General features: G+C 71.9%; 22 protein-coding genes and 1 pseudogene. 15 read left to right on the plus strand and 8 right to left on the minus strand.

What is annotated here, in order from left to right; genetic code table 11:
• The first annotated feature begins 103 nt into the window (after positions 1–103).
• Positions 104–2,137 carry a chloride channel protein gene (locus HV824_RS12925; RefSeq protein ID WP_176418976.1) on the plus strand — a complete coding sequence of 678 codons (2,034 nt, stop codon included), beginning with the start codon at positions 104–106 and terminating at the stop codon, positions 2,135–2,137.
• Positions 2,138–2,149: 12 nt separating this feature from the next.
• Here HV824_RS12925 and HV824_RS12930 read toward each other — a convergent pair whose 3' ends face one another.
• Positions 2,150–3,358 carry a glycosyltransferase family 4 protein gene (locus HV824_RS12930; RefSeq protein ID WP_176418977.1) on the minus strand — a complete coding sequence of 403 codons (1,209 nt, stop codon included), beginning with the start codon at positions 3,356–3,358 and terminating at the stop codon, positions 2,150–2,152.
• 193 nt (positions 3,359–3,551) lie between these two features.
• Between HV824_RS12930 and HV824_RS12935 the strand changes: the two genes are divergently transcribed.
• Complete coding sequence (locus HV824_RS12935; RefSeq protein ID WP_176418942.1) at positions 3,552–4,073, plus strand: GNAT family N-acetyltransferase; 522 nt, start codon at positions 3,552–3,554, stop codon at positions 4,071–4,073.
• 2 nt (positions 4,074–4,075) lie between these two features.
• Here HV824_RS12935 and HV824_RS12940 read toward each other — a convergent pair whose 3' ends face one another.
• On the minus strand, positions 4,076–4,606 hold the full coding sequence (locus HV824_RS12940; protein WP_176418943.1) for a peroxiredoxin: 531 nt from the start codon (positions 4,604–4,606) through the stop codon (positions 4,076–4,078).
• A gap of 49 nt (positions 4,607–4,655) precedes the next feature.
• The gene (locus tag HV824_RS12945; protein ID WP_176418944.1) at positions 4,656–5,948 is read right to left on the minus strand and encodes an amidohydrolase family protein; all 1,293 of its coding nucleotides are present in this window, start codon (positions 5,946–5,948) and stop codon (positions 4,656–4,658) included.
• Between the two features lie 206 nt (positions 5,949–6,154).
• Between HV824_RS12945 and HV824_RS12950 the strand changes: the two genes are divergently transcribed.
• The 3 genes from HV824_RS12950 (at position 6,155) to HV824_RS12960 (ending at position 10,197) form a co-directional block, all read left to right on the plus strand.
• Positions 6,155–8,353, plus strand: a complete 2,199-nt coding sequence (locus HV824_RS12950) for a protein kinase (protein ID WP_368738052.1) — start codon at positions 6,155–6,157, stop codon at positions 8,351–8,353.
• A gap of 179 nt (positions 8,354–8,532) precedes the next feature.
• The gene (locus HV824_RS12955; RefSeq protein ID WP_368738053.1) at positions 8,533–9,423 is read left to right on the plus strand and encodes a PHB depolymerase family esterase; all 891 of its coding nucleotides are present in this window, start codon (positions 8,533–8,535) and stop codon (positions 9,421–9,423) included.
• 24 nt (positions 9,424–9,447) lie between these two features.
• Positions 9,448–10,197, plus strand: a complete 750-nt coding sequence (locus tag HV824_RS12960) for a carbohydrate deacetylase (protein WP_176423399.1) — start codon at positions 9,448–9,450, stop codon at positions 10,195–10,197.
• Here the strand turns inward: HV824_RS12960 and HV824_RS12965 are convergent.
• Entirely contained in the window at positions 10,181–12,079 is a 1,899-nt protein-coding gene (locus tag HV824_RS12965; RefSeq protein ID WP_176423400.1) for an ATP-binding protein, read from the minus strand. The two genes, HV824_RS12960 and HV824_RS12965, sit on opposite strands and share 17 nt — an antisense overlap.
• 161 nt (positions 12,080–12,240) lie before the next feature.
• Between HV824_RS12965 and queF the strand changes: the two genes are divergently transcribed.
• The gene (gene queF / locus HV824_RS12970) at positions 12,241–12,609 is read left to right on the plus strand and encodes a preQ(1) synthase (protein ID WP_163777936.1); all 369 of its coding nucleotides are present in this window, start codon (positions 12,241–12,243) and stop codon (positions 12,607–12,609) included.
• 18 nt (positions 12,610–12,627) lie between these two features.
• On the opposite strand, the gene HV824_RS12975 is transcribed toward queF, so the two are convergent.
• The gene (locus tag HV824_RS12975) at positions 12,628–13,719 is read right to left on the minus strand and encodes a serine/threonine-protein kinase (protein ID WP_176418978.1); all 1,092 of its coding nucleotides are present in this window, start codon (positions 13,717–13,719) and stop codon (positions 12,628–12,630) included.
• A 98-nt stretch (positions 13,720–13,817) separates the two neighbouring features.
• On the opposite strand from HV824_RS12975, the gene HV824_RS12980 reads away from it, so the two are divergent.
• From HV824_RS12980 to HV824_RS13005, 7 genes and pseudogenes are all read left to right on the plus strand, one after another.
• Positions 13,818–14,018 (plus strand): hypothetical protein, encoded by a 201-nt coding sequence (locus tag HV824_RS12980; RefSeq protein WP_255207997.1) that lies wholly within the window; start codon positions 13,818–13,820, stop codon positions 14,016–14,018.
• A gap of 83 nt (positions 14,019–14,101) precedes the next feature.
• Positions 14,102–15,235 carry a phosphatidylserine/phosphatidylglycerophosphate/cardiolipin synthase family protein gene (locus HV824_RS12985; protein WP_176418950.1) on the plus strand — a complete coding sequence of 378 codons (1,134 nt, stop codon included), beginning with the start codon at positions 14,102–14,104 and terminating at the stop codon, positions 15,233–15,235.
• 305 nt (positions 15,236–15,540) lie between these two features.
• Positions 15,541–16,209, plus strand: a complete 669-nt coding sequence (locus HV824_RS12990) for a type VI immunity family protein (protein WP_255207998.1) — start codon at positions 15,541–15,543, stop codon at positions 16,207–16,209.
• Positions 16,210–16,878: 669 nt separating this feature from the next.
• Positions 16,879–17,050, plus strand: a pseudogene (locus HV824_RS38210) (type VI immunity family protein); the annotation flags it as partial.
• Positions 17,003–17,473, plus strand: a complete 471-nt coding sequence (locus HV824_RS12995; RefSeq protein ID WP_255208001.1) for a type VI immunity family protein — start codon at positions 17,003–17,005, stop codon at positions 17,471–17,473. The pseudogene HV824_RS38210 and the gene HV824_RS12995, both read left to right, overlap by 48 nt.
• A gap of 107 nt (positions 17,474–17,580) precedes the next feature.
• A complete protein-coding gene (locus HV824_RS13000; RefSeq protein WP_176423401.1) occupies positions 17,581–19,101 on the plus strand; it encodes a Ppx/GppA phosphatase family protein in 1,521 nt (506 codons plus the stop codon).
• A 147-nt stretch (positions 19,102–19,248) separates the two neighbouring features.
• Positions 19,249–20,469: a zinc-dependent alcohol dehydrogenase gene (locus HV824_RS13005; RefSeq protein WP_176418953.1), complete on the plus strand. Its 1,221-nt coding sequence runs from the start codon at positions 19,249–19,251 to the stop codon at positions 20,467–20,469.
• Between the two features lie 22 nt (positions 20,470–20,491).
• Here the strand turns inward: HV824_RS13005 and HV824_RS13010 are convergent, their stop codons facing one another.
• Together HV824_RS13010 and HV824_RS13015 are read right to left on the minus strand one after the other, a co-directional pair.
• Entirely contained in the window at positions 20,492–21,517 is a 1,026-nt protein-coding gene (locus tag HV824_RS13010) for an S-adenosylmethionine:tRNA ribosyltransferase-isomerase (RefSeq protein ID WP_176418954.1), read from the minus strand.
• A complete protein-coding gene (locus tag HV824_RS13015; RefSeq protein ID WP_176418955.1) occupies positions 21,514–22,242 on the minus strand; it encodes an SDR family oxidoreductase in 729 nt (242 codons plus the stop codon). The genes HV824_RS13010 and HV824_RS13015 overlap by 4 nt, the downstream gene beginning before the upstream one ends.
• A gap of 85 nt (positions 22,243–22,327) precedes the next feature.
• On the opposite strand from HV824_RS13015, the gene HV824_RS13020 reads away from it, so the two are divergent.
• Both HV824_RS13020 and HV824_RS13025 read left to right on the plus strand, forming a co-directional pair.
• Entirely contained in the window at positions 22,328–22,885 is a 558-nt protein-coding gene (locus HV824_RS13020; protein ID WP_176418956.1) for a helix-turn-helix domain-containing protein, read from the plus strand.
• Between the two features lie 41 nt (positions 22,886–22,926).
• On the plus strand, positions 22,927–23,541 hold the full coding sequence (locus tag HV824_RS13025) for a DUF4230 domain-containing protein (protein ID WP_255207999.1): 615 nt from the start codon (positions 22,927–22,929) through the stop codon (positions 23,539–23,541).
• Between the two features lie 7 nt (positions 23,542–23,548).
• Here the strand turns inward: HV824_RS13025 and HV824_RS13030 are convergent, their stop codons facing one another.
• Positions 23,549–24,808, minus strand: coding sequence for a tetratricopeptide repeat protein (locus HV824_RS13030; RefSeq protein ID WP_176423403.1), 1,260 nt, complete (start codon positions 24,806–24,808; stop codon positions 23,549–23,551).
• Between the last annotated feature and the right edge of the window lie 92 nt (positions 24,809–24,900).

The following is a 24,900-nucleotide window of genomic DNA, read 5'->3' on the forward strand; positions in this document are numbered from 1 at the left end:
GGCGCCCATCCCACTGTTAGTGGGACCTGCAATGAATGCAGGGGAAGTACCCGCATCAAGCGCGGCGGCCCAGCGCGCAATCTGGACGCGGCTGCGCGCGGCGATGGGCCGCTTCGCCCACACCGCGCTGAGAGCGTCCAACCGCTTGCGGCTGCCCGGCCCCTCCGTCCTCCCGGTGGCGGGCGCGGTGGTCGGCCTGTACAGCGGGCTGGCGGCCGGCATCTTCTCCAACCTCATCGGGTTGGTGAGCGGGCTCACCTTCGGGGCGGCTTCGCTGAAGCACACGCTTCGCCAGGGCCAGTTCCAGTCGCTCATGGAGGCGTTCGCCGCGGCGCGCTGGCATCCGGAGTATGCCTTCGTCGGCGTGCCCCTGGCATCCGGCGCGCTGGTGCTGGCGCGCATCATCGAGCCGGGCGGCCCCCGTGACGAGGTGAAGCGCCGGCTGCGCCTGCTGGCCCTGCTGACGCTGGGCGGGCTGTCGCTCTACTACCCGCTGGTGGCGCTGTCCGCGCTCAACAGCGTGTTCGGACACAGCCACAACCTGCCCGAGGCGCTGCCCCACCTGCCCTGGTGGTTGATGCTGCTGGCGCCCACGCTGGGCGGCGTGGCGGTGGGCCGGCTGCTGCGGGACAGGCCGGAGACGCACGGCCACGGCGTCCCCGAGGTGGTGCGGGCGGTGAAGAGTGGCGCCAACGCCCTGCCGGCGGACCGGGGCCTGCTGAAGCTGGTGGCGTCCGCCATCACCATTGGCAGCGGCGGCTCGGCGGGGCGCGAGGGGCCCATCGTCTACGGCGGCGCCGCGTTCGCGTCCACCGTGGGCCGGGTGCTGGGCTTCAGCCGCAAGGAGCTGTCCATCCTCCTGGCGTGCGGCGCGGGCGCGGGCATCTCCGCGTCCTTCAACGCCCCCATCGCCGGCGCCGTGTTCGCGATGGAAATCATCCTTCGTGAGTTCGAGCTGCGCGTCTTCTCCCCCATCATCCTGGCCAGCGTGGCCGGCACCCTGGTGAGCCAGGGCGTCATGGGCGAGTCCGCCATGCTCCGGCAAATCCCCTATGAGCTGGTCAGCGGCGGCGAGGTGCTGGCCTACGCGGGCCTGGGCATCACCTGTGGGCTGCTGGCCTTCACCTTCGTGCAGCTGCTGCACGGCGTGGAGCACTTCTTCCACGGCCATGGGAAGAGCCGGCTGTCCCCGTGGCTGGGCGGCAAGCCGCTCTCCCTGCGCGCGGGCCTGGGCGGCCTGTGCGCCGGCATCCTGGCCTTCGCCAGCCCCACCGTCTGGGGCAGCGGGCACGACTACATCAACCTGGCCGCGCTGGGCCGGCTGTCCTTCCTGTTCCTCATCACCGCGTGCCTGCTGAAGCTGGTGGCCACGGCCATCACCATCGGCTCAGGGGGCTCGGGCGGGACGTTCTTCCCGGCGGCGCTCATCGGCGCGATGGCGGGCGGCGCCTTCGGCACCCTGGTGCACTACTTCTTCCCGGAGAGCACCGGCCCCAGCGGCGCGTATGCCCTGGTGGGCATGGGCGGCGCGGTGGCGGCGCTCACCCGCGGCCCGCTCACGGGCATGATGATGCTGTACGAGCTGAGCGGGAACCACGACATCATCCTGCCGCTGATGGTGACGTGCACCATCGCCTCCGCGCTCTGCCACTACCTCACCGAGCGGAAGACGCCGAAGGTCCAGAGCGACGCGGACCTGCTGGAGGCCACCCCCGTCCGCTCGCTGATGGCCCACTTGACGCCCGTGCCCGCGGGCACGCCGCTGCGGGCGCTGACGGACCTGCTGCTCACCTCCGAGGCGGGCACCCTGCCCATCCTGGACACCGTGGGCCGCATCTACGGCACCGTGCAGGTGGAGCAGCTGCGCGAGGTGTGGCGCGACGAATCCGTGTACCCGCTGCTGGTGGCCAGCGACCTGGCGCGCAAGCTGCCCGCGCTGGCCCCCGACGCGAACCTGGCCCACGCCCTCCACGTCATGGACCACGAGGACGTGGACGCCCTGCCCGTCAGCGTCCCGGTGGGCAGCCCCACCTGCGGGCTGCTCACCCGCGCCGCGGTGCGCAGGTTCCTCTTCGCGCAGCACGCCCAGGCCCACGCGACGGGCGACTATCCCGTCAGCCCCACCGAGGCGAGCTGACGCCCCACCCGCTCATTGCGTGGGGGTGCCCGCGGGAGACAGCGCCTCCCGCGTGCCCACGAGGCTGGCGTAGGCGGAGAGGTAGCGGCTGGCCATCCGCCGAGGCGTGTACGTCAACGCCCAGGCCCGCGCGCGCAGGGCCAGCCGGGTGCGCAGCCCGGTGTCCTCGCGCAGCCGCTCCAGCGTCTCCACCAGGGCCTCCACGTCGTCCGGGGGCACGAAGCACGCGGCCCCATCTCCCCACACCTCGCGCAGCGCCGGAATGTCGCCCAGCACCAGCGCGCAGCCGGACAGGGCCGCCTCCAGCGCGGTGAGGCCAAAGGGCGCGTACCGGGCGGGCAGCACGTAGATGGACGCGCGCGACATCCACTCCGCCAGGGCATGCGGCTCCAGGTGCCCCATCCACTGGAGGTGGCGCGGCTCCGCCTTCCGCTCGGAGGGATGGCGCGCGTCTCCCACGAGCCGCACCGGCCAGCCCAGGCGGGGCGCGGCGGCGTCCAGCACGGCGACGTTCTTCGCTTCGTCCCACGGGCTGCCCACGCTGAGGATGAAGGGCTCCCGCTCCGAGCGAGGCGGCACCCGGTCCGCGCGCCGCGCGTGGGGGATGACCTCCGCGGCGGTCAGCGGGCCGTAGTGCAGTTGGAGGGAATCGAGCAGGTCCCGGCTCGGCGTCACCACCCGGCCCGCGGCGCGCAGGCCCGCGGTGACGGCCTCGCGATAGCGCGCATGGCGCGCGGGCGCGTCCTCGCCCTTCACCGCCCGCCACCAGGACAGGCTGCACGCATGCCCCACCACCAGGGGCGGGTGCAGCCACGGCAGCGCCCCGTGCACGTAGCCATTGAGGTGCACCACGTCCGGACGCACCCGGCCCTCCAGCGCGAGCAGCCAGTCACCCGCCGAGCGCACGTCGTCCCACGGGTCCTCCATCCACTCCAGCCGGAAGCGCCCCTCCTCCACGGTGAGGTTGGGGAGGCCTCGCGCCTCCGCCCACTGCGCGCGGGTGAGCGGCGCCCCCATGGTCGCCAGCGTCACCTCCACCCCGTGCGGCGCGAGCGCCCGGGTCAGCTCCAGCGCGTACGTCCACACGTCGCCCACGGCGTCGGCCGTCATCAGCACCCGCCGCACCGTCCTGCTCGACGTGACGTCATGGCCCCGCGCGTGCTCGCCACCGTGGGGTGGGGCATGAGGCTCCTGGCCTTCCACTCCGCTCGCCATGCGCATCCGCTGACTGTTCATGGTGCCCCCCCCCCGCCGAGCCCCGGACTCGTGGAGGGCAACCTAGGCCGAGCGCCTCCTTGCGAGGATTGCCCCACCGCGCCCCCTCCCTGCATGACACCCGATGGATGGAGGGACGCGGAGACACCCTGGCCGACGGACGCACAAAGGGTCATGCTGGGAACACGAGAGGCCCTCCATGGAGATTCTCCGAGCGACTCCGTCCGAGCACACGCTGCTTCGAAACCTCTACCCGCTCTACCTCCACGACCTGAGCGAGTTCGGCGTCGACTACGCCCTGGACGAGCAAGGTCGCTGGCGGCCGGACTTCCTGCCCACGTGGCTGGTCCCCACCCCCGAGGTCCACCCCCTGCTGCTGCGCTGGGAGGGCCGCGTCGTGGGCTTCGCCTTCGTGGGACAGTCCCCCTTCCCCTACATGACGCCTGGACGCGACTTCCGGATGAGCGAGTTCTTCATCCTGCGAAGTGAGCGGCGCCTCGGCCTGGGGCGGCTCGCGGCCAAGGCCGTGTTCGACCGCTTCCCCGGCATCTGGGAGCTGTCCCAGCTGCCGCGCAACCGCCCCGCCATCGCCTTCTGGCGCAGCGTCATCGACGAATACACGGGGGGCGCCTTCGAGGACACCTTCATCGATGGCGCCCCCGCGCAGGTCTTCGACAGCCGGCGGCGCGTGGCGTCCGCGCGGGGACAGCCGCCGCGTTGACGCTACTTCGTGCCCGAATCCGGCGGCTTCGCGTCCGCGCCAGCCGGCTTGCGCAGCGGGCACGCGACAATCGCGCCGTGCGGGTTGATGGCGTCGCTGCCGGACTCGACCTTGAGAATCTTCAAGCCCTCGCCCACGACGAACGTGTACCGCTTCGGCGCCGACAGCAGCGGCATCTTCACGTCATAGGCGGAGACGACCTTGCCGTCCGGGTCGGGGATGAAGGGGAACGGCGCCTTCAGCTCGGCCTTGAAGCGCGTGAGCGTCTCCGCGTCATCCATGCTGATGGCCAGCACCTGCCCCTGCGCCTTCTCCACGTCCGCGTACCTGTCCCGGTACGCCTTGAGCTCACGGGTGCAGCCGCCCGTGAAGGCCTTGGGGAAGAAGGCCAGGATGACGGGGCCCTTCTTCACCAGCTCCGACAACGTGTAGACGTTCCCCTCGGAGTCCTTCGCCGTGAAGTCCGGCGCCGTCTCTCCGGCCTGGGGAATGGCACCGCTGAAGAACCCCGCGACGAGCAATGGGACGAGCATGGGCGGGACTAGACAGGACATCCCGCCCCCGGAGCAAGCCAGCGGAGGGCTACTTCTTCGCCGCCTCCGCCATCCTCGCCCACACCGCCGACGCGGCCTCGCGGGCCTGCTCCGCCACCACGGTGGGGCTCACCGACAGCGGCCGGCGCGCCCACATGCGCCACACGCCATCCACCATCACCGCCTCCACGTGCCGGCTGCCCAGCCCGAACACCACGTGCCAGGCCAGGTTCTCCGCCGTCAGCGGCGTGGCCGGCAGGTAGTCCAGGATGAGCAGGTCCGCGAGCGAGCCCTCGCGCATGGGCCCCACCGGCACGTCGAAAATCTGCGACGCCAGGCGGTGCCCGTTGGCCAGGTAGCGCAGCACGTCGATGGGCTGCCCCGCCTCGCGTGAGCGCAGGTACGCCGCCTGCGCCTCCGCGAACAGGTCCGCCGACACGCCGTCCACGCCCAGCGTGGCCCGGGCTCCGAACTTCAGCGCCGGCGCGTAGCCCACCTCCAGCCCCTGGTTGGCGCGCGGCGTGTGCACCAGCCACGCGCCGGTGGCAATCACCTGCGCCAGGTCCGCCCAGTCCAGGTGGCCCACGTGCGCCAGCTGGCTCTTGGGCGACAGCAAGCCCGCCTCCAGCAACCGCGACACCGGCGAGGCGCCGTAGTTCTCGTTGGACAGGCGCTCGTCGAGCGGGTCCTCCGCCAGCGGCAGGTGCAGGCCGCCATCACCCAGCGCCTTCAGCGCCTCCGACAGGCCCGTCAGCGCATCCGGCCCCAGCGTGAAGCACGGCGCCGCGCCCACCTGCCCCCGGAAGCGCCCCTTCGCCTTCTTCGCGAAGCTGACCGTCTCCTCCAGCCCCTCCTCGCGGCCGAGCGCCCCCTGCCGGTCCGACACCGCGTAGGCGAGCACGCCGCGCACGCCCACCTCATGGAGCCCGCGCGCCAGGCGCACCAGCGAGCCCGAAATCGCCTTGGGCGACGAGTGCAAATCGCACACGGTGGTGGTGCCGCACTGAAGCGCCTCCAGCCCTCCGGCGCAGCCCGCCACCTGCACCGCGTCCAGGTCGAGCGCGTTCTCGTACGGCCAGGCGACCTGCTCGAGGATGTCCTGGTAGGTCTCCAGCGGCGGGCGGGGCATGCCGCGCCCCAGCACCGCGTGCAGGCGGTGGTGCGCGCTCACCAGCCCCGGGAAGACGAGCTTGCCCGACAGCGCCACGACTTCGTCCTCCGCGCCAGGCGTCAGGTCCGGCCCGCGGGCGACGATTCGCTCTCCTTCGATGCGCAGGTCCACGCGCTCGACCAGCGCAGGCTCCAATTCGACGACATAACCACCCTTGAGGACTGTGCCCAACCATCCCTCCGGCCGCAGCGCGTGCGTGTGTCTGGGCCACCTCCCGCCAGGCCCACGAGACAGACAGGACGTTAACATTCCCGCTCCCTCGCGCGAGCGGGCAGGTAGCGGGCCCCCACCCGCCGTAATGGCCACAACACTGTGCGCGGAGGGGCGCCTACACGTAGACTGCGCGCACTTTGGAGCTGGCGCAGAACCCCAATCAGGTGGGTCGCTACCGACTGTCCGCGCGCATCGCGACCGGCGGCATGGCGGAGGTGTACCTGGGCCGCCGCGTCGAGGACGACGGCAGCCGTGGGCCTTCGGTCGCGGTGAAGCGGCTGATGCCGCACCTGGCCTCGGACCGGCGCGTGGTGCAGATGTTCCTCAACGAGGCCCGCATCACCGCGCAGGTGCGACACCCCAACGTCGTCACCATCATCGAGTTGGGCATGGAGGGCACCGAGCCCTTCATCGCCATGGAGCTGCTGGAGGGACGCTCGTTCGCCGAGCTGCGCCAGGAGGCCGCCGAGCACGGACACCGCGTGCCACTGGGCATCACCCTGCGCGTGCTGGTGGAGGCCTGCCGGGGGCTGGACGCGGCGCACCGCGCCGTGGATGAAGCGGGCCGGCCGCTGCGCATCGTCCACCGAGACTTCACGCCCGACAACATCCACGTGGGCGTGAATGGCGCGGTGAAGGTCATCGACTTCGGCATCGCCAAGGCGGACGCGCTGGGCTCGGGCACGGAGCCCGGCATCCTCAAGGGCAAGTTCTTCTACATGTCGCCGGAGATGATCGCCGGCAAGCCGGTGGACCACCGCGCCGACCTGTTCGCCGCGGGCGTCATGCTCTACGAGCAGCTCTGTGGCCGCCGGCCCTTCACCGGCCTGTCCGCCGACGAGGTGCTGGGGCGCATCGCGGAGGGACGCCCCAAGCCGCCCACCGCCTTCGACCCGTCCGTGCCCACCGCGCTGGAGCTGGTGTGCCTCACCGCCCTGGCCCGTGAGCCCGCCGCGCGCTTCGACAGCCTGGAGGCCTTCATCGCCGCCATCGAATCGATTGGTGGCGCCGCGGAGATGGCCACGCCCGAGCAGCTGGCCGCCTACGTGGATTCAATCTTCCCACCGGACCGCGACCCCAAGCGGCTGGCCCTGCGGCGCGCGCGGCTCGCGGACCCGTCTCACGGCAGTACGCCAGCGCCCCACACCCGGCCCATCCTGGGCGGGGTCGACGCGCCCACCGCGTGGCCCCAGGTCTCCCGGACCACGAACCCCGACGCGGCGACGGTGGCGGGCGCCACGCGGAAGGCACTCGCGGGCACGGCGTCCACGGAGCCACCGACAGCCGCGTTGTCACAGGGGGCCGCACCTCCGGGTGAGACGCCGGGCACCACCACGCCGCGGGGTGCGATGGCGCGCGATGCGACCGCGCAGGGCGCCGGCCCCGGGGATGCGCCGGCCGCTGGCGCACGAGGCGAATCCCCCTCACGCGGGCGGCGCTCGCGACAGGTCTTGCTCCTCGCGGGCGTGCTCGCGGTGGGCGCGGGCGCGACGTGGTTCTTCACGCGCCCCGCCGCGCCTCCGGCCCAGCGCCTGGCCCGGGCGGAGGCCGCCACCACGGCGGAGGCGAAGGCGGCGGCCCTGGAGGGACTGGCGTCCGATGACCGGGCGAGCGCGGAGGAGCTGCGCCGGGCTGGCGCGCTGCTGCTGGAAGCCGGCGCGCACGAGGAGGCGCTGGCCCTGGCGGATGGCTTCGTGGCGCGCTTTCCCAAGGACCTCGAGGGGCACCTCATCGCCGCGCGCGCCGCCACGGAGCTGCGACTGGGCAAGCGGGCCGAGCGCGCCCTCGAGGACGCCGCCGCGCTGGCCCCCAAGGACCTCCGCCCGCCGCTGGCGCTGGCCGAGCTGCGCGAGCGTCAGGGGGACATCCCGGGCGCGCTGGCCGCGCTGGCCACGGTCCATGCCCGGAAGCCCGGCTCCTCGAAGGTGACGCCGCGCTACGGCCTGCTGCTCTCGCAGAGCGGCCGGCTGGATGAGGCCGCCAGCGTGCTCTCCGCCTGGACGCGCTCCCACGATGACGCCGCGAGCCTCGCCGAGCTGGGCTTCGTGCGCTTCCGGCAACAGCGCGTGGACGAGGCCGCCACCCTGCTCAAGCGCGCGCTTCGAAAGGCCCCCAGGCTCGCCGTGGCGCACTACTACCTGGGGGCCGTGCTCTTCCGGCAAGGCGACACCGCGGGCGCCGAGCGTGCCTATGTCGAAGCGGACCGGCTCGCCCCAGAGGACCCCCGCGCGCTGGCCTCCCGCTGCCAGCTCCACGCCCACACCGGCGACACCGCGGGTGTCACCGAGGTGAAGCGCGCCTTGTCCGAGCGCTTCCCGACGCGCGCGGAGGCCCTGACCGCGGAGTGCGTCGCGGTGAAATGACGCCAACACTTCGTGCGTCCCGGGCCGGGCCCATTAACTTCGGGGTCATGCGCTTTCGCGGAGCTCGCCTCGCCCTCGGAGTCCTGCTCGCCGGTGTCACGGCGTGCTCGTCCCCGGATACTTCCCGCCGGCCCACCGAGGACGCCGGCAGCGCCCCTCCCACCGGAGAGGAGCCGACGGTGCCGGAGCGCACGGCCTGCACCGGCCTCACGGAGGGGCCCGGCACCTACGACTGGACGGTGGAGCACGACGGGCGCACCCGCCACTACCGCGTCCACGTGCCCCCCGGCTACGACGCCACCCGGCCCACCGCCGCCGTGGTGGCCTTCCACGGCTTCGGCTCCAACGAGGTGGAGATGGAGGGGCTGATGCGCCTGTCCACGCTGGCCGACGCGGAGGGCTTCCTCGCCGTGTATCCCCAGGGCCTCAGCGCCTCGGAAATCAACAACAATGGGAGCGACGGCACCAGCCGGGGGTGGAACGCGGGCGCGTGCTGTGGCCCGGCGTGGACGGCCAAGGTGGATGACGTGGGCTTCGTGGACACGCTGCTGGCGGACCTGGACACGCGCGTGTGCGTGGACACGCGCCGGACCTTCGCCACCGGCTTCTCCAACGGTGGCTTCTTCTCGTACCAACTGGCCTGCCAGCGCGCGAGCCGCTTCGCCGCCGTCGCCCTCGTCGCGGGCATGGAGGGCGCCACGCCCTGCGACCCGTCACGCCCCGTGCCGGTGCTGCACCTGCACGGCACCGCCGACCCGGTCATCCGCTACCAGGGCGGCAGCAACCTGGGCCCCTTCGGCGGCACCTACCCGTCCGCGGAGGCGTCCGTGCGCCGCTGGGCCGAGCGCAACGGCTGTACGGGCCCCACCGTGGAGACGTACCAGCAGGGCGACAGCACCTGCACCGCCGCCACCGGGTGCAGCCCGGAGTCCGCCACCGCGTCGCTGTGCACGGTGCAGGGCGGCCAGCACACCTGGCCCGGCTTCACGGACTTCAACCACGGCGGCACGCCCCACCTGGACGCCACGCGGGAAGCCTGGAAGTTCTTCCAGACACGCCCCCGGCCCTGAGCCCACCGCGAGGAGAGCCCCGCCATGCATTCACGCGCCCTCATCATCAACGCCGACGACCTGGGCTACGACCCGGCCGTCACGCGCGGCATCCTCCGGTCCATGCGCGAGGGCGTCGTCTCGTCGGCCACCTTCATTGTGAACACGCCCTTCTCGGAGGCCGCCGCGCGCGAGGCCCGGGGGCTCGCCATCGGCCTGCACCTCAACCTCGCCCGGGGCACCCCCGTATGGAGCGGCTTCCCGCGCGAGCTGCTCGGTGAGGACGGCGGCTTCGTGGAGGCCCGCGCGGGCAGCCTGCCGGCGGACGTGGTGGAGGCGGAGGCCTTCGCCCAGCTCGCGCGGCTCGCGGGCCTGCTGGGTCAACCGGCCACGCATGTGGACGTGCACAAGCACCTGCACCAACACGCGGGCATCCTGGAGGGCCTGGCCCGAGCCGCGCGAAGCGTGGGCGTCCCGGTGCGCTCCATTGACGCGGAGATGCGGCGCACGCTGCGGGCGCACGGCGTCGCCACCAACGCGCACTTCCTGGGTGACGCGGGCGCGGAGGCGTACTGGACGCTGGAGCGCTTCGCGTCGGAGCTCGCCGCCCTGCCCAACGACGGCGTCATCGAGCTGATGTGCCACCCAGGCTACCGGCCGGAGACGCTGAGGAGCGGCTACGCGGCCCAGCGAGAGGTCGAGCTGGAGACCTTCCTCCACCCCCAGGCCCGCGAGGTCCTGGCCCGGGCGGGAGTCATCCCGGTGGACTTCCGCGTGCTCACGTCCGGGAGCTGAGCAAATCCAGCGGCGCCTCGGCCGAGGGCAGCCGCTCCACGCTGAGCGCGTTGCGCACCCGGGTCACCAGGTCCTCGGGCCGGTAGGGGCGCGTACACAGCGACGTGCCCTCATGGGCCCACCAGGGCCGCTCGTCTCCGGCCAGGAGGATGGGCACCGGCCGCGCGCGCGGCAGCGTGGCGAAGGTCTCCAGGAAGACGCCTGTCGCTCCCTGCGTGGCGCTGGTGGACAGGACGATGAGGTCCACCGGCAGGTGCGTGGCCCGCCGCAGCGCCTCGGCCCCGTCGCGCGCGGTGAGCACCTCGAAGCCCTCGGAGCGCAGCACCTGCTCCGCCGCGGCCTCCTGGGTCTGGTCCTCGTCCAGCAGCAACAGCCGCTGGGGCAGCCGCCTCACGTCGTGCGCCGCCATGCGCGGCAGGCTCAGGGAGAAGGTGCTGCCCTGCCCCTCCGCGCTGCGCATCGACAGCGCGCCGCCGTGGAGCCGGGCGATGGAGTGGCTGATGAAGAGGCCCAGCCCCAGCCCACCGAAGTTGCGGTGCGACACGTTGCGCGCCCGGTAGAAGCGCTGGAACACCTGCGACTGGTCCGCGCCCGGAATGCCGATGCCGTGGTCCTGGACGTGGATGCGCGCCTCACCCTGGGAGCGCTCCACCGTCACGACGATGGGCTCCTCCGACGCGCTGTACTTGTGCGCGTTCTCCAGCAGGTTCACCAGCACCTGCTCCAGCCTGTCCCGGTCCCCGCGCACCCAGACGCGCTCGCGGGGCACCTCCACGGCGAAGGGCCGCTCGAAGGCCGCGCGGAAGTGGTCCACCACCTCCGCCACCAGCTGCCCCACCTCCAGCGGCGCCAGGTCCAACGCCAGCCTCCCCGCGTCCAGGCGCGACGCGTCCAGCAGGTCCTCCACCAGCCCCACCAGCCGGTCCACCTGCCGCTTGGACTTGAGCACCGTGGACAGCTCCACCGGCTGGCCCGACGACAGGCGCCGCTCCATGGTGAAGAGGCCCAGCTTCAGCGGCGTGAGCGGCGTCTTCAGCTCGTGGCTGGCGATGGAGATGAACTCCTCGCGCACCTGGAGCGCCGCCTTGGCCTCGCGCAGCAGGCGCGCGTTCTCCACCGCCACCGCGAGCTGGTTCGCCGCGGCGCTCCACAAGTCCAGCTCCCTCACGGAGAAGGACGTGCCCGGCTCCTTGTAGAGCAGCAGCAGGCCCACCGTCCGGCGCGGCGCGCACAGCGGCACCGCGGCGAAGATGGAGCCCATGGAGTCGCCATAGCCCCGCTGGATGCCCAGCTGCGCCTGACGCAGCGCCAGCGCCTGTCGGAACGGGTCCGACTGGGAGTCGAAGGCCTCCTCCGGGGACTCCGAGCCCGCCAGGTCCGACACCGCCACCCGGCGCAGGCTCCCGCCCTCCTCTTCGCAGAGGAAGACTTCGGCGCGGCGCACGTGCGCGCAGCGGACCAGGGCCACCACGGCGGCGGCGCAGACGCTGTCCACCTCCAGTGTCTCGCCCACGGAGCGGGCAATCTCCTGCACCGCCTGGGAGAAAGCCCCCTCGTCGTCCACCCCCGAGGGCTCCACCACCAGCCAGGCGCCCGCCGCCTCGCCCGCCGAGGCGGGCTTCACCTGCACCCGGACCTGACGCAGCGCCCGGGTGATGACGTGGCCGGTATGGCATGCACCGTCCCGGATGGCGCGCTCCAGGGAGTCCAGGCTCCGGGTGCGCTCCAGGGCGTCCCGCAGGTCGCCCCCGGCGTGCAGCGCCACGCCCGTCTTGTGCGCGAAGCCTTCCTCGCACCACTGAACGCGCAGGTCCGGACCGACGCGAACCAGCGCCAGCGGCAGGCACGAGAATGCATCTTCGACGTCGGAGGGAAGCGGCATGTGCTCGGACGGGGCAAGAGACGCCCGTTGATTATGAGCCCGCGCCCACCCGGCAACCGGAGCCCCCCCAGGATTCCCCCCCGCTGAACGCCAGGCGCGTTGGCAGGCGGACATCGAAGGGAGGGATGACACGCGGCGTTGGTGTGGTAGACGACAGCGCCATGCCCTCGCAGCCGTCCAAGGAACTGCAGACCTTCCCCAACCCGGCCGCCGATCGCGACTACGAAATCGCGTTCGACGTCCCGGAGTTCACCTGCCTCTGCCCGCTCACCGGTCAGCCTGACTTCGCACGTTTCAAGATTACCTACGTGCCGGACCAGACCTGCATCGAGCTCAAGAGCCTCAAGCTCTACATGTGGGCGTACCGCAATGAAGGGGCCTTCCACGAGAAGGTCACCAACACCATCGCGGACGACATCATCAAGGCCATCCAGCCGCGCAAGCTCACCGTGGTGGGCGACTTCTTCGTGCGCGGCGGCATCGGCACCATCGTCACCGTCACGCACGACAAGTCCAAGCAGCAGGCCTGAGCCACCACCCGCCGGGCCTCAGCGGGTGAGCTGCTCCACCAGCGGCGCCCACTGGGCCTGGGTGAAGTAGAGCCCGGTGCCCGCCGCCGTCATCAGCGCGATGGCGGCGGCCAGGGCCCACTTCAGCTTCCCGCCCTGGCGGGAGCGCCCCGTGTCGAACCCCTCCACCGCGGCGTCCAGCTCGTGCGGACGCATGAGCTGCTGGGCCTCCGTCTCCGTCAGCTTCTGCCGGTGACGCAGGAAGGCCACCAGCAGGGCCGCGTGGGACACCTGCACCTCCTGCGCGAGGAAGACGTCCAGCTCGCGGCGCATGGCGGCGGCGTCCGGGAAGCGGTCCTCCGGCTTCACCTCCATGGCGCGCTGGATGATGCGCACCAGCGGCGCGGGGACGTTGGGCGCCACCTTGGAGAGCGGCGTGTACTTGCCGTCGCGAATCCTGGCGAAGACCTCGCCCGCCGTCTTGCCGTGGAAGGGGCGCGCGCCAGAGAGGGCCTCATAGAGCAGCACGCCGAGCGAGAAGATGTCGGTGCGGCCATCCACCGGCACCCCCGTCACCTGCTCCGGGGACATGTACGACGGCGTCCCCACCGCCATGCCCTGCTGGGTGAGCGCCTCCATGCCCACGTCCTTGGCGATGCCGAAGTCCATCAGCTTCACCTCGCCGGACTTGGTGAGCATGACGTTGGCGGGCTTGAGGTCGCGGTGGATGATGTGACGGAAGTGCGCGTGGTCCAGCGCGCTGGCGATGCGCGCGGCGATGACGCCGGTGACGTCCGCCGGCAGCGGGCCTTCCTTGATGAGCGTGTGGAGCGTAGGGCCGTCCACCAGCTCCATCACCATGAAGAGGCTCTCCGCCTTCTCCACCATGTCGTAGAGCGTCACGATGTTCTGGTGGCGGAAGGCCGCGAGCGCGAGCGCCTCGCGCCGGAAGCGCGACAACGTCTCCCGGTCGCGCTGGCCGTCCGGGAGCAGCTCCTTGATGGCGACCTCGCGCTGCAGCATCTCGTGCAGGCCTCGGTACACCAGGGCCATGCCACCACGTCCCAGCTCTCCGAGTACGCGGTAGGCTCCAATCTTCCGATGACGAACGGGCTTCGCGGCAGGGGGCACGGCGCGCAGGCTATCGAAGCGGGCGCACAGCGTCGATGGGGGGATGTGGCCGCGCGCCGCCGGGCCGGGTCCGAGCATTCATGTCCTGGCCCCGCGCGATGAAAGCCCACCTCCTCCTCCCTGTTCTGGCGCTCTTCACCTTCAGTGGCTGCTTCCACCATCACCACTACGACTCGCGTCCAACCAAGTCGAAGAAGTCCAAGCGGAGCAGCAAGCGCTGCCACCCGAGCCAGTACTGGGACGGCACCGAGTGCAAACACAAGGGCAAGGGCAAGGGCGCGCGCAAACACGACGGGTGATGACGGCTCGCGGCGGGGCGGCCCCCCTGTCACGGTGAGGCTGTCCCGTCGCGACGCTGGGAGCGGTAGGGTGGTGGGCGCTCATGCGTGCCGAAGCCTCACCGCCGCCGTCAACCGCTCCTGGCCTCCGCCTTCCACTGAACGAGGTCCGTGAGGGGCGCTGCACCCTGCTCGACGGCGGGGCGGAGGCGTACCCGCGGATGCTGGAGGCCATTGCCTCCGCGCGGGTGCGGGTGCACCTGGAGGTCTACACCTTCGAGCGGGAGGGCATTGGCGCGCGGTTCCTCGAAGCGCTGGTGGCGGCGGCGCGCCGGGGCGTGGCGGTGAAGGTGGTGGTGGACGGCTGGGGCAGCATCGGCGCCAGCCGGCACCTCACGCAGACGCTGAAGGCCGCGGGGGCGAAGGTGCGCGTGTACAACCCGCTCACCTCGCTGTGCACCGGCCGCTCCTGGCGCAACCACCGGAAGATTCTCCTCGTGGATGACGCGGTGGCGTTCCTGGGGGGCATCAACATCGGGGACGCGTACGCGGCGAACGGCGACGTGCCCGGCTGGGCGGACCTGGCGCTGGAGCTGCGGGGGGACATCTGCCGGCAGTTGGGAGCCAGGCTGCACGCGGGGGCCTCCGCGCTGGAGTCGGGCGCGGTGAAGCTGTTCCTGTCCGGCGTCGCGGGAGGACACCGGCTGCGCAAGCGGTACCTCCAGGCGATTGACGGCGCGGAGCACGAGGTGGTGCTGGCGCACGCGTACTTCCTGCCGGACAAGGGTTTCAGGCGGGCGCTCAAGCGCGCCTCGCGGCGGGGCGTGACGGTGCGGCTGCTTCTGGCCGGACGCAGTGACGTGGTGTTCGCGCGCGCGGCGACCATGCGGCTGTACCGCGACTTCCTGCGCGCCGGGGTGAGCATCCACGAGTGGACCGACTCCACGCTGCACGCGAAGGCGGCGCTGGTGGATGGGAGGAAGCTGCTGGTGGGCAGCTTCAACCTGGATCCGCTGTCACTGGTGAACCTGGAGACGCTGGTGGAGGTGGAGGAGCCCGGCGTGGCGGCGCAGGCGCAGCGGTGGCTCGACAAGCACCTGCTCGGCTCGCGGCGGGTGTACCTGGAGGACTGCGCGCGCTCCGGGCTCCAGCAGTGGCTGCTGGACGTGGTGGGGCTGGCCGTCGCCCGCTTCGCGGAGCGCTTCGCCAGCTTCATGGGCCGGCGGCGGCGTCGGTAGCGTGCAACGGGCGCTAAAGCCGAAGCAGGCTCCCCTCCAAGTCCCACCTCGCCTGGAAACCCCGCCATGAACGCACACCCGCCAAGGCTCCGGCTTCAGGAGCGGGACGGTACGCCGGGCGTGTCCACGGGACGCAGTGCGAGCTTCTACCTCCCTTACGCCCATTCCTCCGTGGCAACCGCGGTGCTGCACGCCTGGAGGTCTATCAACGGGCCGTGGGTCCACGGACCCTGACCTCGTATGAGAGCGAGGATGGAGCGTGGAAGCCCCTGGACTCGCATGGCTGAGCGGAAGTCCAGCGTGGGATGCAGGAGGAGCCATGGGCCAACATCCATCTCTCCGACGCCCCCCCGGAGGCGCACTTCCGCTTCGACTACCTGGGACGTGAACGCGTCGACTCGCCCTTCGCGAACGGCCTCGGTGAAGTCAGCGCCGTGTCGTTCTGGTTTTCCACCGACTACCTTGAACAGCACGGCCCACGGCAGACCCGGAAGTTGCTGATGGCCCTTGCCGCTCCCCTCCCCTTTGCCTCAGGCAACGCGGGACTGGCCTTCAGCGGCTCGCTCGACGTAGCGGCCAACATCCGGCAAGTGCGTCGCGACTGCCTTCGATATCCGGGGCTGGAGGTCCTCAGGCTCAGCATGACGTCCCTTCGCATTGGCACGCGCGTTCGAGGCCCCTCCTGGCTGACTTTTCTGGGAGCGCCCTTGCTGAGCCAACTCGGAGGGGCCGCCCAACTCGGCTCGCGCCTCAACACTCCCAGCACCACGGTACAGGCGGTGGAGGCCACAAGCGCCGTCGTCACCCTTGGTGACTGGCCCGCAACGGGCGATAGCGAGCACGACGAACCACTGTCCGGCTACCGGGAGCTGGCTCGCGCACTGGAACCCTGGACACTGTGGGGGGAGGGTGAATCCATCCTGGGGCTCGAACCTGAGGCGGCGCGCCGCTGGGAACGCCGCTTCCTCGACTAATGGCGGCGTGCGGATGAAGCGAGCAGGCGGAGGCTGTTGAGTGAGGAGGTACGCCCCGCCAGGTCCGGGTACGTATTCGCTCGACCTCCGCGAGCGTTTCATCACAGCCTGGCAAGCGCGCTATCGCCCGTGGCTTCATGCTCGGCGATGCCAGGGTGCTGCTCGCGTCGAGGCAACCGGCGGCGTCTGTGCGCGTCCCCGAGGGCCGGGACGCACCTGGGCAGCTCGCTGTTCGGAAATGTCGGGACATTTCGCGGCGCAAAACCCCCGACATTTCCGAACAGCGAGCTACGAGACTGACTCCGCCCCCCTCAGCGCGACGGAGCCCCTGGGGTGGCCGCGCGGTCCGTTCGTTCAGCATGAAATCCGCCACATGAGCCACTGATACATGGAGCGGGCGAAGGAGCGGGACGCCATCGAAGAGGCCCTGGGGCTGTCCTGCTCGAACGCTTCGGTGGCCGGAATCCCAACCTGGAGGAATGCAGGGCAAGGGCACCCGCACGCGGGCCGAACGCAGAAGTCCATGTACGAACTGGCGGTGGGTGCGAGAGCCTTCCGCATCATTCCCCGATGGGGCGTCCTGCCATGACCGAGCACTACCCTCGCCTTCGCGTCCATGCCCGCAATGGGCGACTCGTTCTTCGGGAAGGCCTGAACATCTGCTTCTACATGCACCAGCCGCACGCCGCCGTGGCGCAGCACGTCCTGCATGCCCTGGAGACCTTTCGGGAGGCGGTCGGCGCCGAAGCCTTTGGCAGCCATGCCGATTCAGAAGGGGACTGGCATCCGCTGGATGCGCCGGGCTGGCAGCACATCCGGAACGACCTCCAGGCCGACGACTGGGCCGTGGTCCGGCTCCAGAGCGCCCCCCACGAAGAGTCGCTCCACGCCTTCGAGTATCACGGGTTACCCGGGACTCGACATCATCGACCTGGGGGAACTCTCCTGGAAGCTGGGGACGCGAGTCCGCGGGCCTTCCTGGCTCACCTTCCTGGGCCAGCCCGTGCTGGACGAGCTGAACGGCGCCACGGGCCTCCAGACACGCCTGAGCGCGGCGGGGACCACGGTGCAGTCCCTGGATGACAACCGCGCCGTCGTCACGCTCGGGGAGTGGCCAGAGGCCGGGGACATGGACCAGGGCGACAGGCTCCCCGCCTATCGCGAACTGGCCCGCGCGCTGGCGCCCTGGACGTACCGCGAGGAGCACCTGCGCGGACTCGGTGCGGAAGCGCAGCGCCGCTGGGAGCGCCGCTTCCTCGACTGAGCGACGGATACAGGGCTGTCACGCGCTGAAGCGAGGGGCCAGCCTGCCGGTGAGGTTCCCGCTGCGATTACCGCCAGGGCCCCGTACACTCCCGGCCAGAACCGCACATGCCTCCTCGCCGCCCCCCTCAGCCCGTCCTCGCCGCCATTGACGTGGGCACCAACGCCATCCGCCTGGAGCTGGCGCGGCCAGACGCCGACGGCGCGCTCGAAACCCTGCACCAGGAGCGCGACGCCATCCGCCCGGGAGAGGGCGTCTTCGCCACCGGCTCCATGCCAGAGGAGACCGCCGAGCGCCTGCTGGCCACCCTGCGCCGCTACGCCGCCCTCTGCCGCCGCCACAAGGCCCAGGTGCGCGCGGTGGCCACCAGCGCCCTGCGCGAGGCCAAGAACAGCGCCGACATCGTCCGCCGCGTGCGCGAGGAGGCCGGCCTCAACCTGGAGGTCGTCAGCGGCAAGGAAGAGGCCCGCCTCATCTGCCTGGGCGTGCTCCACCGCAAGCCGCCCCACACGCGCTCGCTGCTCATCGACATCGGCGGAGGCAGCACCGAGGTCGCCACCGCCACGGGCGAGAAGCCCGACAACCTCTGGAGCCTCGCGCTGGGCTCGGTGCGCCTCACCGAGGTCTTCGACGCCTCGCGCACCGTGCCGCCCAAGCAGCTGCGCCTCATGCGCAGCTTCGTCGCGGACGTGCTGCAGAAGACGCTGCCCCCCACGGTGACCAACGTCCCCCGAGTGGCGCTCGGCTCGTCCGGCACCATCAGCGCCGTGGTCTCCTTCGCCGCCGCGGAGAGCAGCGGCAACGCCACCGTCCGTCAGCTCACGCAGACGGTGAACACCCTGGCGCAGATGCCCCCCGAGCGCCGCCGCAAGCGCTTCGACCCGCGCCGCGCGGACATCATCGTCTCCGGCGCCGTCATCCTGGAGGCCGTGGCCAAACACCTGGGCGTGGAGTCCGTCAGCGTCGTCAACCGCGGCCTGCGCGACGGCATCCTCGTGGACCTGCTCTACCGGCAGGACGAGCACCGCGAGGACCACAGCCTCGCGGACGCCGCCCTGGCCATGGGCAAGCGCTTCTACTTCGACGAGAAGCACGCCCGCCAGGTGACCCGGCTGTCGCTCGCCCTGTTCGACAACCTGGCCGCCCTGCACCAGCTGCCCTTGTCGGTGCGCCCCTACCTGGAGGTGGCCGCCCTCCTCCACGACGTGGGCCACGCCGTCAGCTACGAGCGGCACCACAAGCACACGTACTACCTCATCCGCCACGCCGACCTGCCGGGCCTCGCCGACCGCGAGCGGGAGCTGGTGGCCCGCGTCGCCCGCTACCACCGGCGCAGCCCGCCGGAGCTGGCCCACTCCGGCATGGCGGGCCTCAACCCCGTCGAAGCGCGGACGGTGCGCAAGCTGGCCACCCTGCTGCGCGTGGCCAACTCGCTGGACGTCAGCCACCACCAGCCCATCAAGGACTTCAAGGCCACCAACGGCCGCGAGGGCGTGGCGCTGCACCTGCACACCCGGCACCCCGTGGACCTGGAGCTATGGAACGCGGACCGCGAGGTCCTGAACTTCCGCCGCGTCTTCGGCAAGCGGCTCACCTTCCACGTCCACCACACCTCCAGCAGCCGTTAGCCCCCGCTCCCCCGGCCACCCAGCGGAAGAGGGAGCGGCGCGCGCTTTGCCCTCACCCGGGGTGATGCCCAGGCTCCAAGTCACGCGGGTCTGCGTCCGCGCAGGCCCTTTTCGTCTTGGGGCCCCAAGGGGGCAGGAGCGCACGCAATGAAGGCTGTCGTTTTCCATGGGATTGGGGACATCCGGCTCGACGACGTGGAGGAGCCGCGAATCGAGAAGCCGACGGATGCCATCGTCCGCCTGACGGCGAGCGCCATCTGCGGCACGGACCTCCACATGATTCGCGGCACCATGCCGGGCATGAAGCCGGGCACCATCCTGGGCCACGAAGGCGTGGGCGTCGTCGAGGCGCTGGGCGATGACGTCCGCAACCTCAACATCGGCGACCGGGTGGTCATCCCGTCCACCATCGCCTGTGGCAACTGCTCGTACTGCCGCGCCGGGTATTACGCGCAGTGCAACGACGCCAACCCCAACGGCCCCAGCGCGGGCACGGCGTTCTTCGGCGGTCCCCAGGAGACGGGGCCCTTCCACGGCATGCAGGCGGAGAAGGTGCGGGTGCCCTTCGCGAACGTGGGCCTGGTGCGGATTCCCGAGGGCGTCAGCGACGAGCAGGCCATCCTCATCTCCGACATCTTCCCCACCGGCTACATGGGCGCGGAGCTGGCGGAAATCAAACCCGGTGACACCGTGGCGGTGTTCGGCTGCGGGCCCGTGGGCCTCTTCGCCATCGTCAGCGCGAAGCTGCTGGGCGCAGGCCGCGTCTTCGCCATCGACTGCCACGAGGACCGGCTCGAGCTGGCGCGGGCCCAGGGCGCCGAGATCATCAACTTCGAGGAGGAGGACCCGCTCGAGACGCTCAAGCGCCTCACCAACGGCATCGGCGTGGACCGCGCCATCGACGCGGTGGGCGTGGACGCCATGCACCCGCACCACGGCCCCGGCGCGAAGAAGGCCCACCAGGAGAAGGCCGAATTCAAACGCGAGGTGAAGGAGGCCGCCCCCAAGACGAACCCCAAGGGCGACAACTGGGTGCCCGGCGACGCGCCCGCGCAGGCCCTGATGTGGGCCGTGGAGGGACTGGCCAAGGCCGGCACGCTGTCCATCATCGGCGTCTACCCGGCGCAGGTGCGCACGTTCCCCATTGGCATGGCGATGAACAAGAACCTCACGATGAAGATGGGCAACTGCAACCACCGCAAGTACATCCCCAAGCTGCTGGAGCTGGTGCGCACCGGCGTGGTGGACCCCACGGCCATCCTGTCCCACGTGGAGCCCATGGGCAGCGCCATTGACGCGTACCGCAACTTCGACCTGCGCAAGCCCGGCTGGGTGAAGGTGGAACTGGAGACCACGCAGCTCCAGTAGACAGCCCCGGGCCTTCGCGGCCTCACGCATCCAGGAGCAGGCACGAGTCTCCGAACTCGTGCCCCAGGTAGCCGCGCGCCTCCGCGTGCGCGGCCACCTCCTGGAGCAGCGGCAGCGGCGCGAAGGCCTGGAGCAACGCATGGTGGCTGCTGCCCGGCTCATGCACGCCGGTGAGCAACCCGTGCACCAGCCGCGGGACGAAGCCCGGCCCCAGCAGCAGGTCCGTCACCTCCTCCCCCGCCACCAGCCAGCCGCCGTGCCGCGCCGCGCGGCCCTCCAGGGCTCGCACCACGGTGGTGCCCACCGCCACCACCCGTCCCCCCGAGGCTCGCGTGTGCAGGACGGCCTCCACCGTGGCGGCGGGGATGTCGGAGCGTTCGGGCCGGGGAAGCGCCGCGTCCAGCGCCGCGTCCCCCGTGGAGGACAGCCCCGCCGCGTGGGTGAGCGAGGCCAGCCGCACGCCCTGCCTCCGCAGCGTCAGCAGCACGCTCCAGGTGAGGGGCAGCCCCGCGGAGGGCGCCTCCACGGACCAGGGCCGCGCGCCATAGGCCGTCTGCACATGCCACAGCGACAGCGACGCCTCCGTGTACGCGTACTGCACCGGCCGCCCGCTCCGGTAGAGGCCGGACCAGAGCGCCGCCCCCGTCACGTCGAAGGCCACGCGCAGCAACCGGGGAGACGGTGGCAGCACCGCCACCACCCGCGCCTTCAGGCCTCCCACCACGAGCCCCGCGCCCACGGCCAGCACCGGCGGCGGTGGCCGGTCCTCCGTGCGCCGCCGCCAGTCCCCCGCGCCGAAGAGCACGCCTGTCCAGGTGCCGTCCGGCTCGCGCGACAACAGGCGCAGCTCGATTCGCTCTCCGGACTCCGTGCGCCCCGCCAGGGACGCGGGCAGCGTGGCGGCGTCGTTCACCACCAGCAGGTCCCCGGCGCGCAGCAACGACGGGAGGTCCACCACGTGGGCGTCGCGGTAGCGGCTGGCGCGCGGCTCCACATGCAGCAGGCGCCCCTCCTCGGGGCGGTCCGCGGGCCAACGCGCGGGCTTCATGCGGCCTCCAGCTTCGCCGCCTCCAGGCGGGCTCCCGAGGGGAGGGACTCCGACCGCAGCGCCACCCACTCCACGAGCCGGGCCGCCACCGCCTCCGGGCGGCTCAACCGCGAGTAGTCCCCATCCGGCACCGCGTCGCGGTACATCCGCGTGTCCATCTCCCCGGGGTCCACGGAGACGAAGCGCACGCCCGTGCCCTCCAGCTCCGCGGCCCAGACGCGGCCCAGGTGCTCCAGCGCGGCCTTGGACACGCCATACGCGCCCCAGCGCGGATAGGCGGACACCGCCGCGTCCGAGGTGAGGTGCATGACCAGCCCCTTGCCTCGCACCGCCATGTTCCCTGCCACGGCCTTGGTGAGACGGAAGGGGCCCACCACGTTGACCTCCAGTACGCGCTGCAGGTCCTCGCAGGCGGTGTCCAGCAGCAGCGGCAGCGGCGTGGGGCCCAGCGTGCTCGCGTTGTGGACCAGCACGTCCAGCGGGCCCACCAGCGCGGTGGCCGCGCCCACCAGCGGGTAGATGGCCTCCTTGTCCCCCACGTCGTGGGCCAGCGCGTGGGCCTCCAACCCCTCCCCACGCAGCGCCGCCGCGACGGCCTCCATCTCCGCGGCGTGACGCGCCACGCCCACCACCCGCGCGCCTCGGCGAGCGAAGCCGCTCATCAGCGCCAGCCCCAGTCCCCGGCTCGCGCCCGTAATCAGGATGCTCTTGTCGATGCGATTCATTCGTGCGTCCTCCTTGCGACGGGAGATACACGCCGTTCGCCATTCTGTTGGCGCGCGGGCCAAGGGCTTGGCAGATTGCCAATCCATGAACGACGATGACCTGCCTGGCAGACTGGCCCGCAACATCCGTTCCCTGCGCGAGACGCGAGGCGCCACACAGGCGCAGCTGTCGCGGCTGGCGGGCGTGCCACGCGCCACCTGGGCCCACCTGGAGTCCGGGGCCGCCAACCCCACGCTGTCCGTGCTGCACCGCGTGGCCGCCGCGCTCCAGGTGTCGCTGGAGGAGCTCATCGCCAAGCCCCGCGCCAGCGCCCGGCACTACCCGCGCGCCACCCTGCCCGTCCGGACGCGCGGTGGCGGCATGATGCGCAAGCTGTTGCCGGACCCGCTGCCCGGCATGGAGTTCGACCGCGTGGAGCTGCCGCCGCAGGTGCGCGTCACCGGCGTCCCCCACACCCCCGGCACCCGGGAGTACCTGACGTGTGAGACGGGGGAGCTGGTGCTCGTGGCCAGCGGGGAGCGCTTCCACCTCCAGCCCGGGGACGTGGTCGTCTTTCGGGGAGACCAGAAGCACTCGTACGAGAATCCTGGAGCACGGACGGCCGTGGGTTACTCGGTCGTCCTGCTGGCGCCTTCGATATGAGCGCGCCGGAAGCGCCTGCCCGCGGAGGTACACTGGGGCCCATGGCGCACCTCTCGCGAGTCCTCACCGTCGTCCTGGGCGCAGCGCTCGGCGCGCTGGGCGCCTGGGTGTTGATGAAGCCCGCGTCGCCGTCGCTGCCGGACACGCCTTCCGTCGTGCAGCAGATGCGGGACGTGGCCCGGCTGGAGACGCTGGAGGTCGCGCTCTACAAGAAGGTGACCTTCACGCCGGAGCCCCAGGCCACGGACGCGCTCTGGAAGGACGTGCTGAACTGGGCGCGTCACGCGCTCCAGAATCCGCGTGGCCGCGCCATCGTCTTCGCGAACGCGCACCTGGGCTTCGACTTCCAGCGCTTCGACCGCTCCCACCTCCAGGTGACGGGCACGCGCGTCTACGTGGTGCTGCCGCCCATGGAGGTGAAGGTGGAGCTGCGCCCGGGGGAGACGGAGGTCATCGACTCCAACCTGGACAGCGAGCAGACGGCGCTGCTGCTGGAGAAGGCCCGCGTCGCCTTCGAGCAGGAGGTCCGCGCGGACGGGCGGCTCAAGCGGCGGGCGCGGGAGTCGGCGGAGCGCTCGCTGCGGGCGCTGCTGCTCACGCTGGGCTACCGCGAGGTGATGTTCGTGGACCAGCTTCCCGCGGGCACGGCGGGCTGAGACCGGCTCACACCGAGGACAGGCCCGCCTCCGTCAGGCGGAAGGTGCCCGGGATGCCATCCGGCGAGGGCACGAGCCGCGCCAGCGCCTCACACGCGGCGGCATCCGACTCACGGCAGACCAGCGCCAATTCCCGCCGTCCGAGGACCCCTCGAAGAGGGCCCTCCCCCGCGAACAGCGCCAGCGCCTTGCGCTGCGAAGGAAGGAGAAGCCGCGCGGCGTCGTGGCCATCCCCCTCCGCCACGGCCCAGAGCCCGGAGAAGGCCTCCGCCAGCCGGACCTCCCCCTGGTCGACGAGCACGGGCCGCACGGGGGCCAGCCGCGCGGCGAGGTTGCGCCAGGCCGCCGCGTCCGCCGACTCCGGCGTGAGTCCCGCGGGGGCCAGGGCGGCTTCGGGCAGGTAGCGCACGAACTCCGCGTCCTCCAGCACGTAGAAGACCTCCAGGCCCGCGGGGCCGGGCCGGTGCAAGGCGCCCACGGCGCGCGCCGCGAAGTCCGCTGGGCGCAGCACCGGGCGCAGCCGCGCTTCCAACGCCGCGACCTCCGCGCTCAGCCCCGAGGACAACCCGCCGAGCCGCGCCGCCAGCGCCTCCGCGTAGACGGTGAGCCCCTGCGTGCCCGGGGACTCCTGGTAGGCGGCGTACAGCGAGCCCACGTCCACGCGCCCGACGCCGCCCGTGGCGAGCTTCACGAGCAGGTCCTTCCCCTGCCGCCGGAACGTCACCCGGGCGCGGCCCAGCGCGGCGGTGAGCGCGGCGGTGAACTCCGGGCGCAGCACCTGCTCCTGGGGAGCGGGCGGAGGTGGCAGGTCCACGGACGCCAGCTCCTCCTTCAGCAGCCGGGCCTCGGCGTCGAAGGGGTCGCGGGCCAGCGCGTCCGCGACGTAGGCGCGCGCCTTGTCCGCTTCACCGCGCCGCAGTCCCAGCACCGCGAGCACCTTGAGCACCTCGGGGTCTCCCGGAGACTGGGGCAGGACTTCGGTCAGCAGCCGCTCCGCGTCGCCGTGGCGCTCCAGCCCGAGCAGGGCCCGCGCCAGTCCCAGCCGCACGGGCAGGTCGCGAGGGAAGTCCCGCCGCAGGGTCTCCAGCAGGGGCAGCGCCTCACGCTCAGCGCCCGCGTTGATGAGGGCGTGCGCCAGGGCCAACCGCAGGGCGGAGCCGACGCCACGCTGCGCCTCGGCGCGGAGCAAGGCCAGCTCCGCGTCGCTCAGAATCTCACCCGCCTCCACCTTGCGGCGGACGCGCTCCAGCTCCAGGGGGGCACTCACTGGCGGGAATCTAGTGCCCTCCCGTGGCCAGCCCAACTGCTGACAGCGCGCGGCCCCGTGGAGGCGTCACCCGCCCCAGTGGCAAACCCCAC

The sequence above is a fragment of the Myxococcus sp. AM009 genome (assembly GCF_013372605.1).
In the GTDB taxonomy this organism is placed as follows: Bacteria; Myxococcota; Myxococcia; order Myxococcales; family Myxococcaceae; genus Myxococcus; species Myxococcus vastator.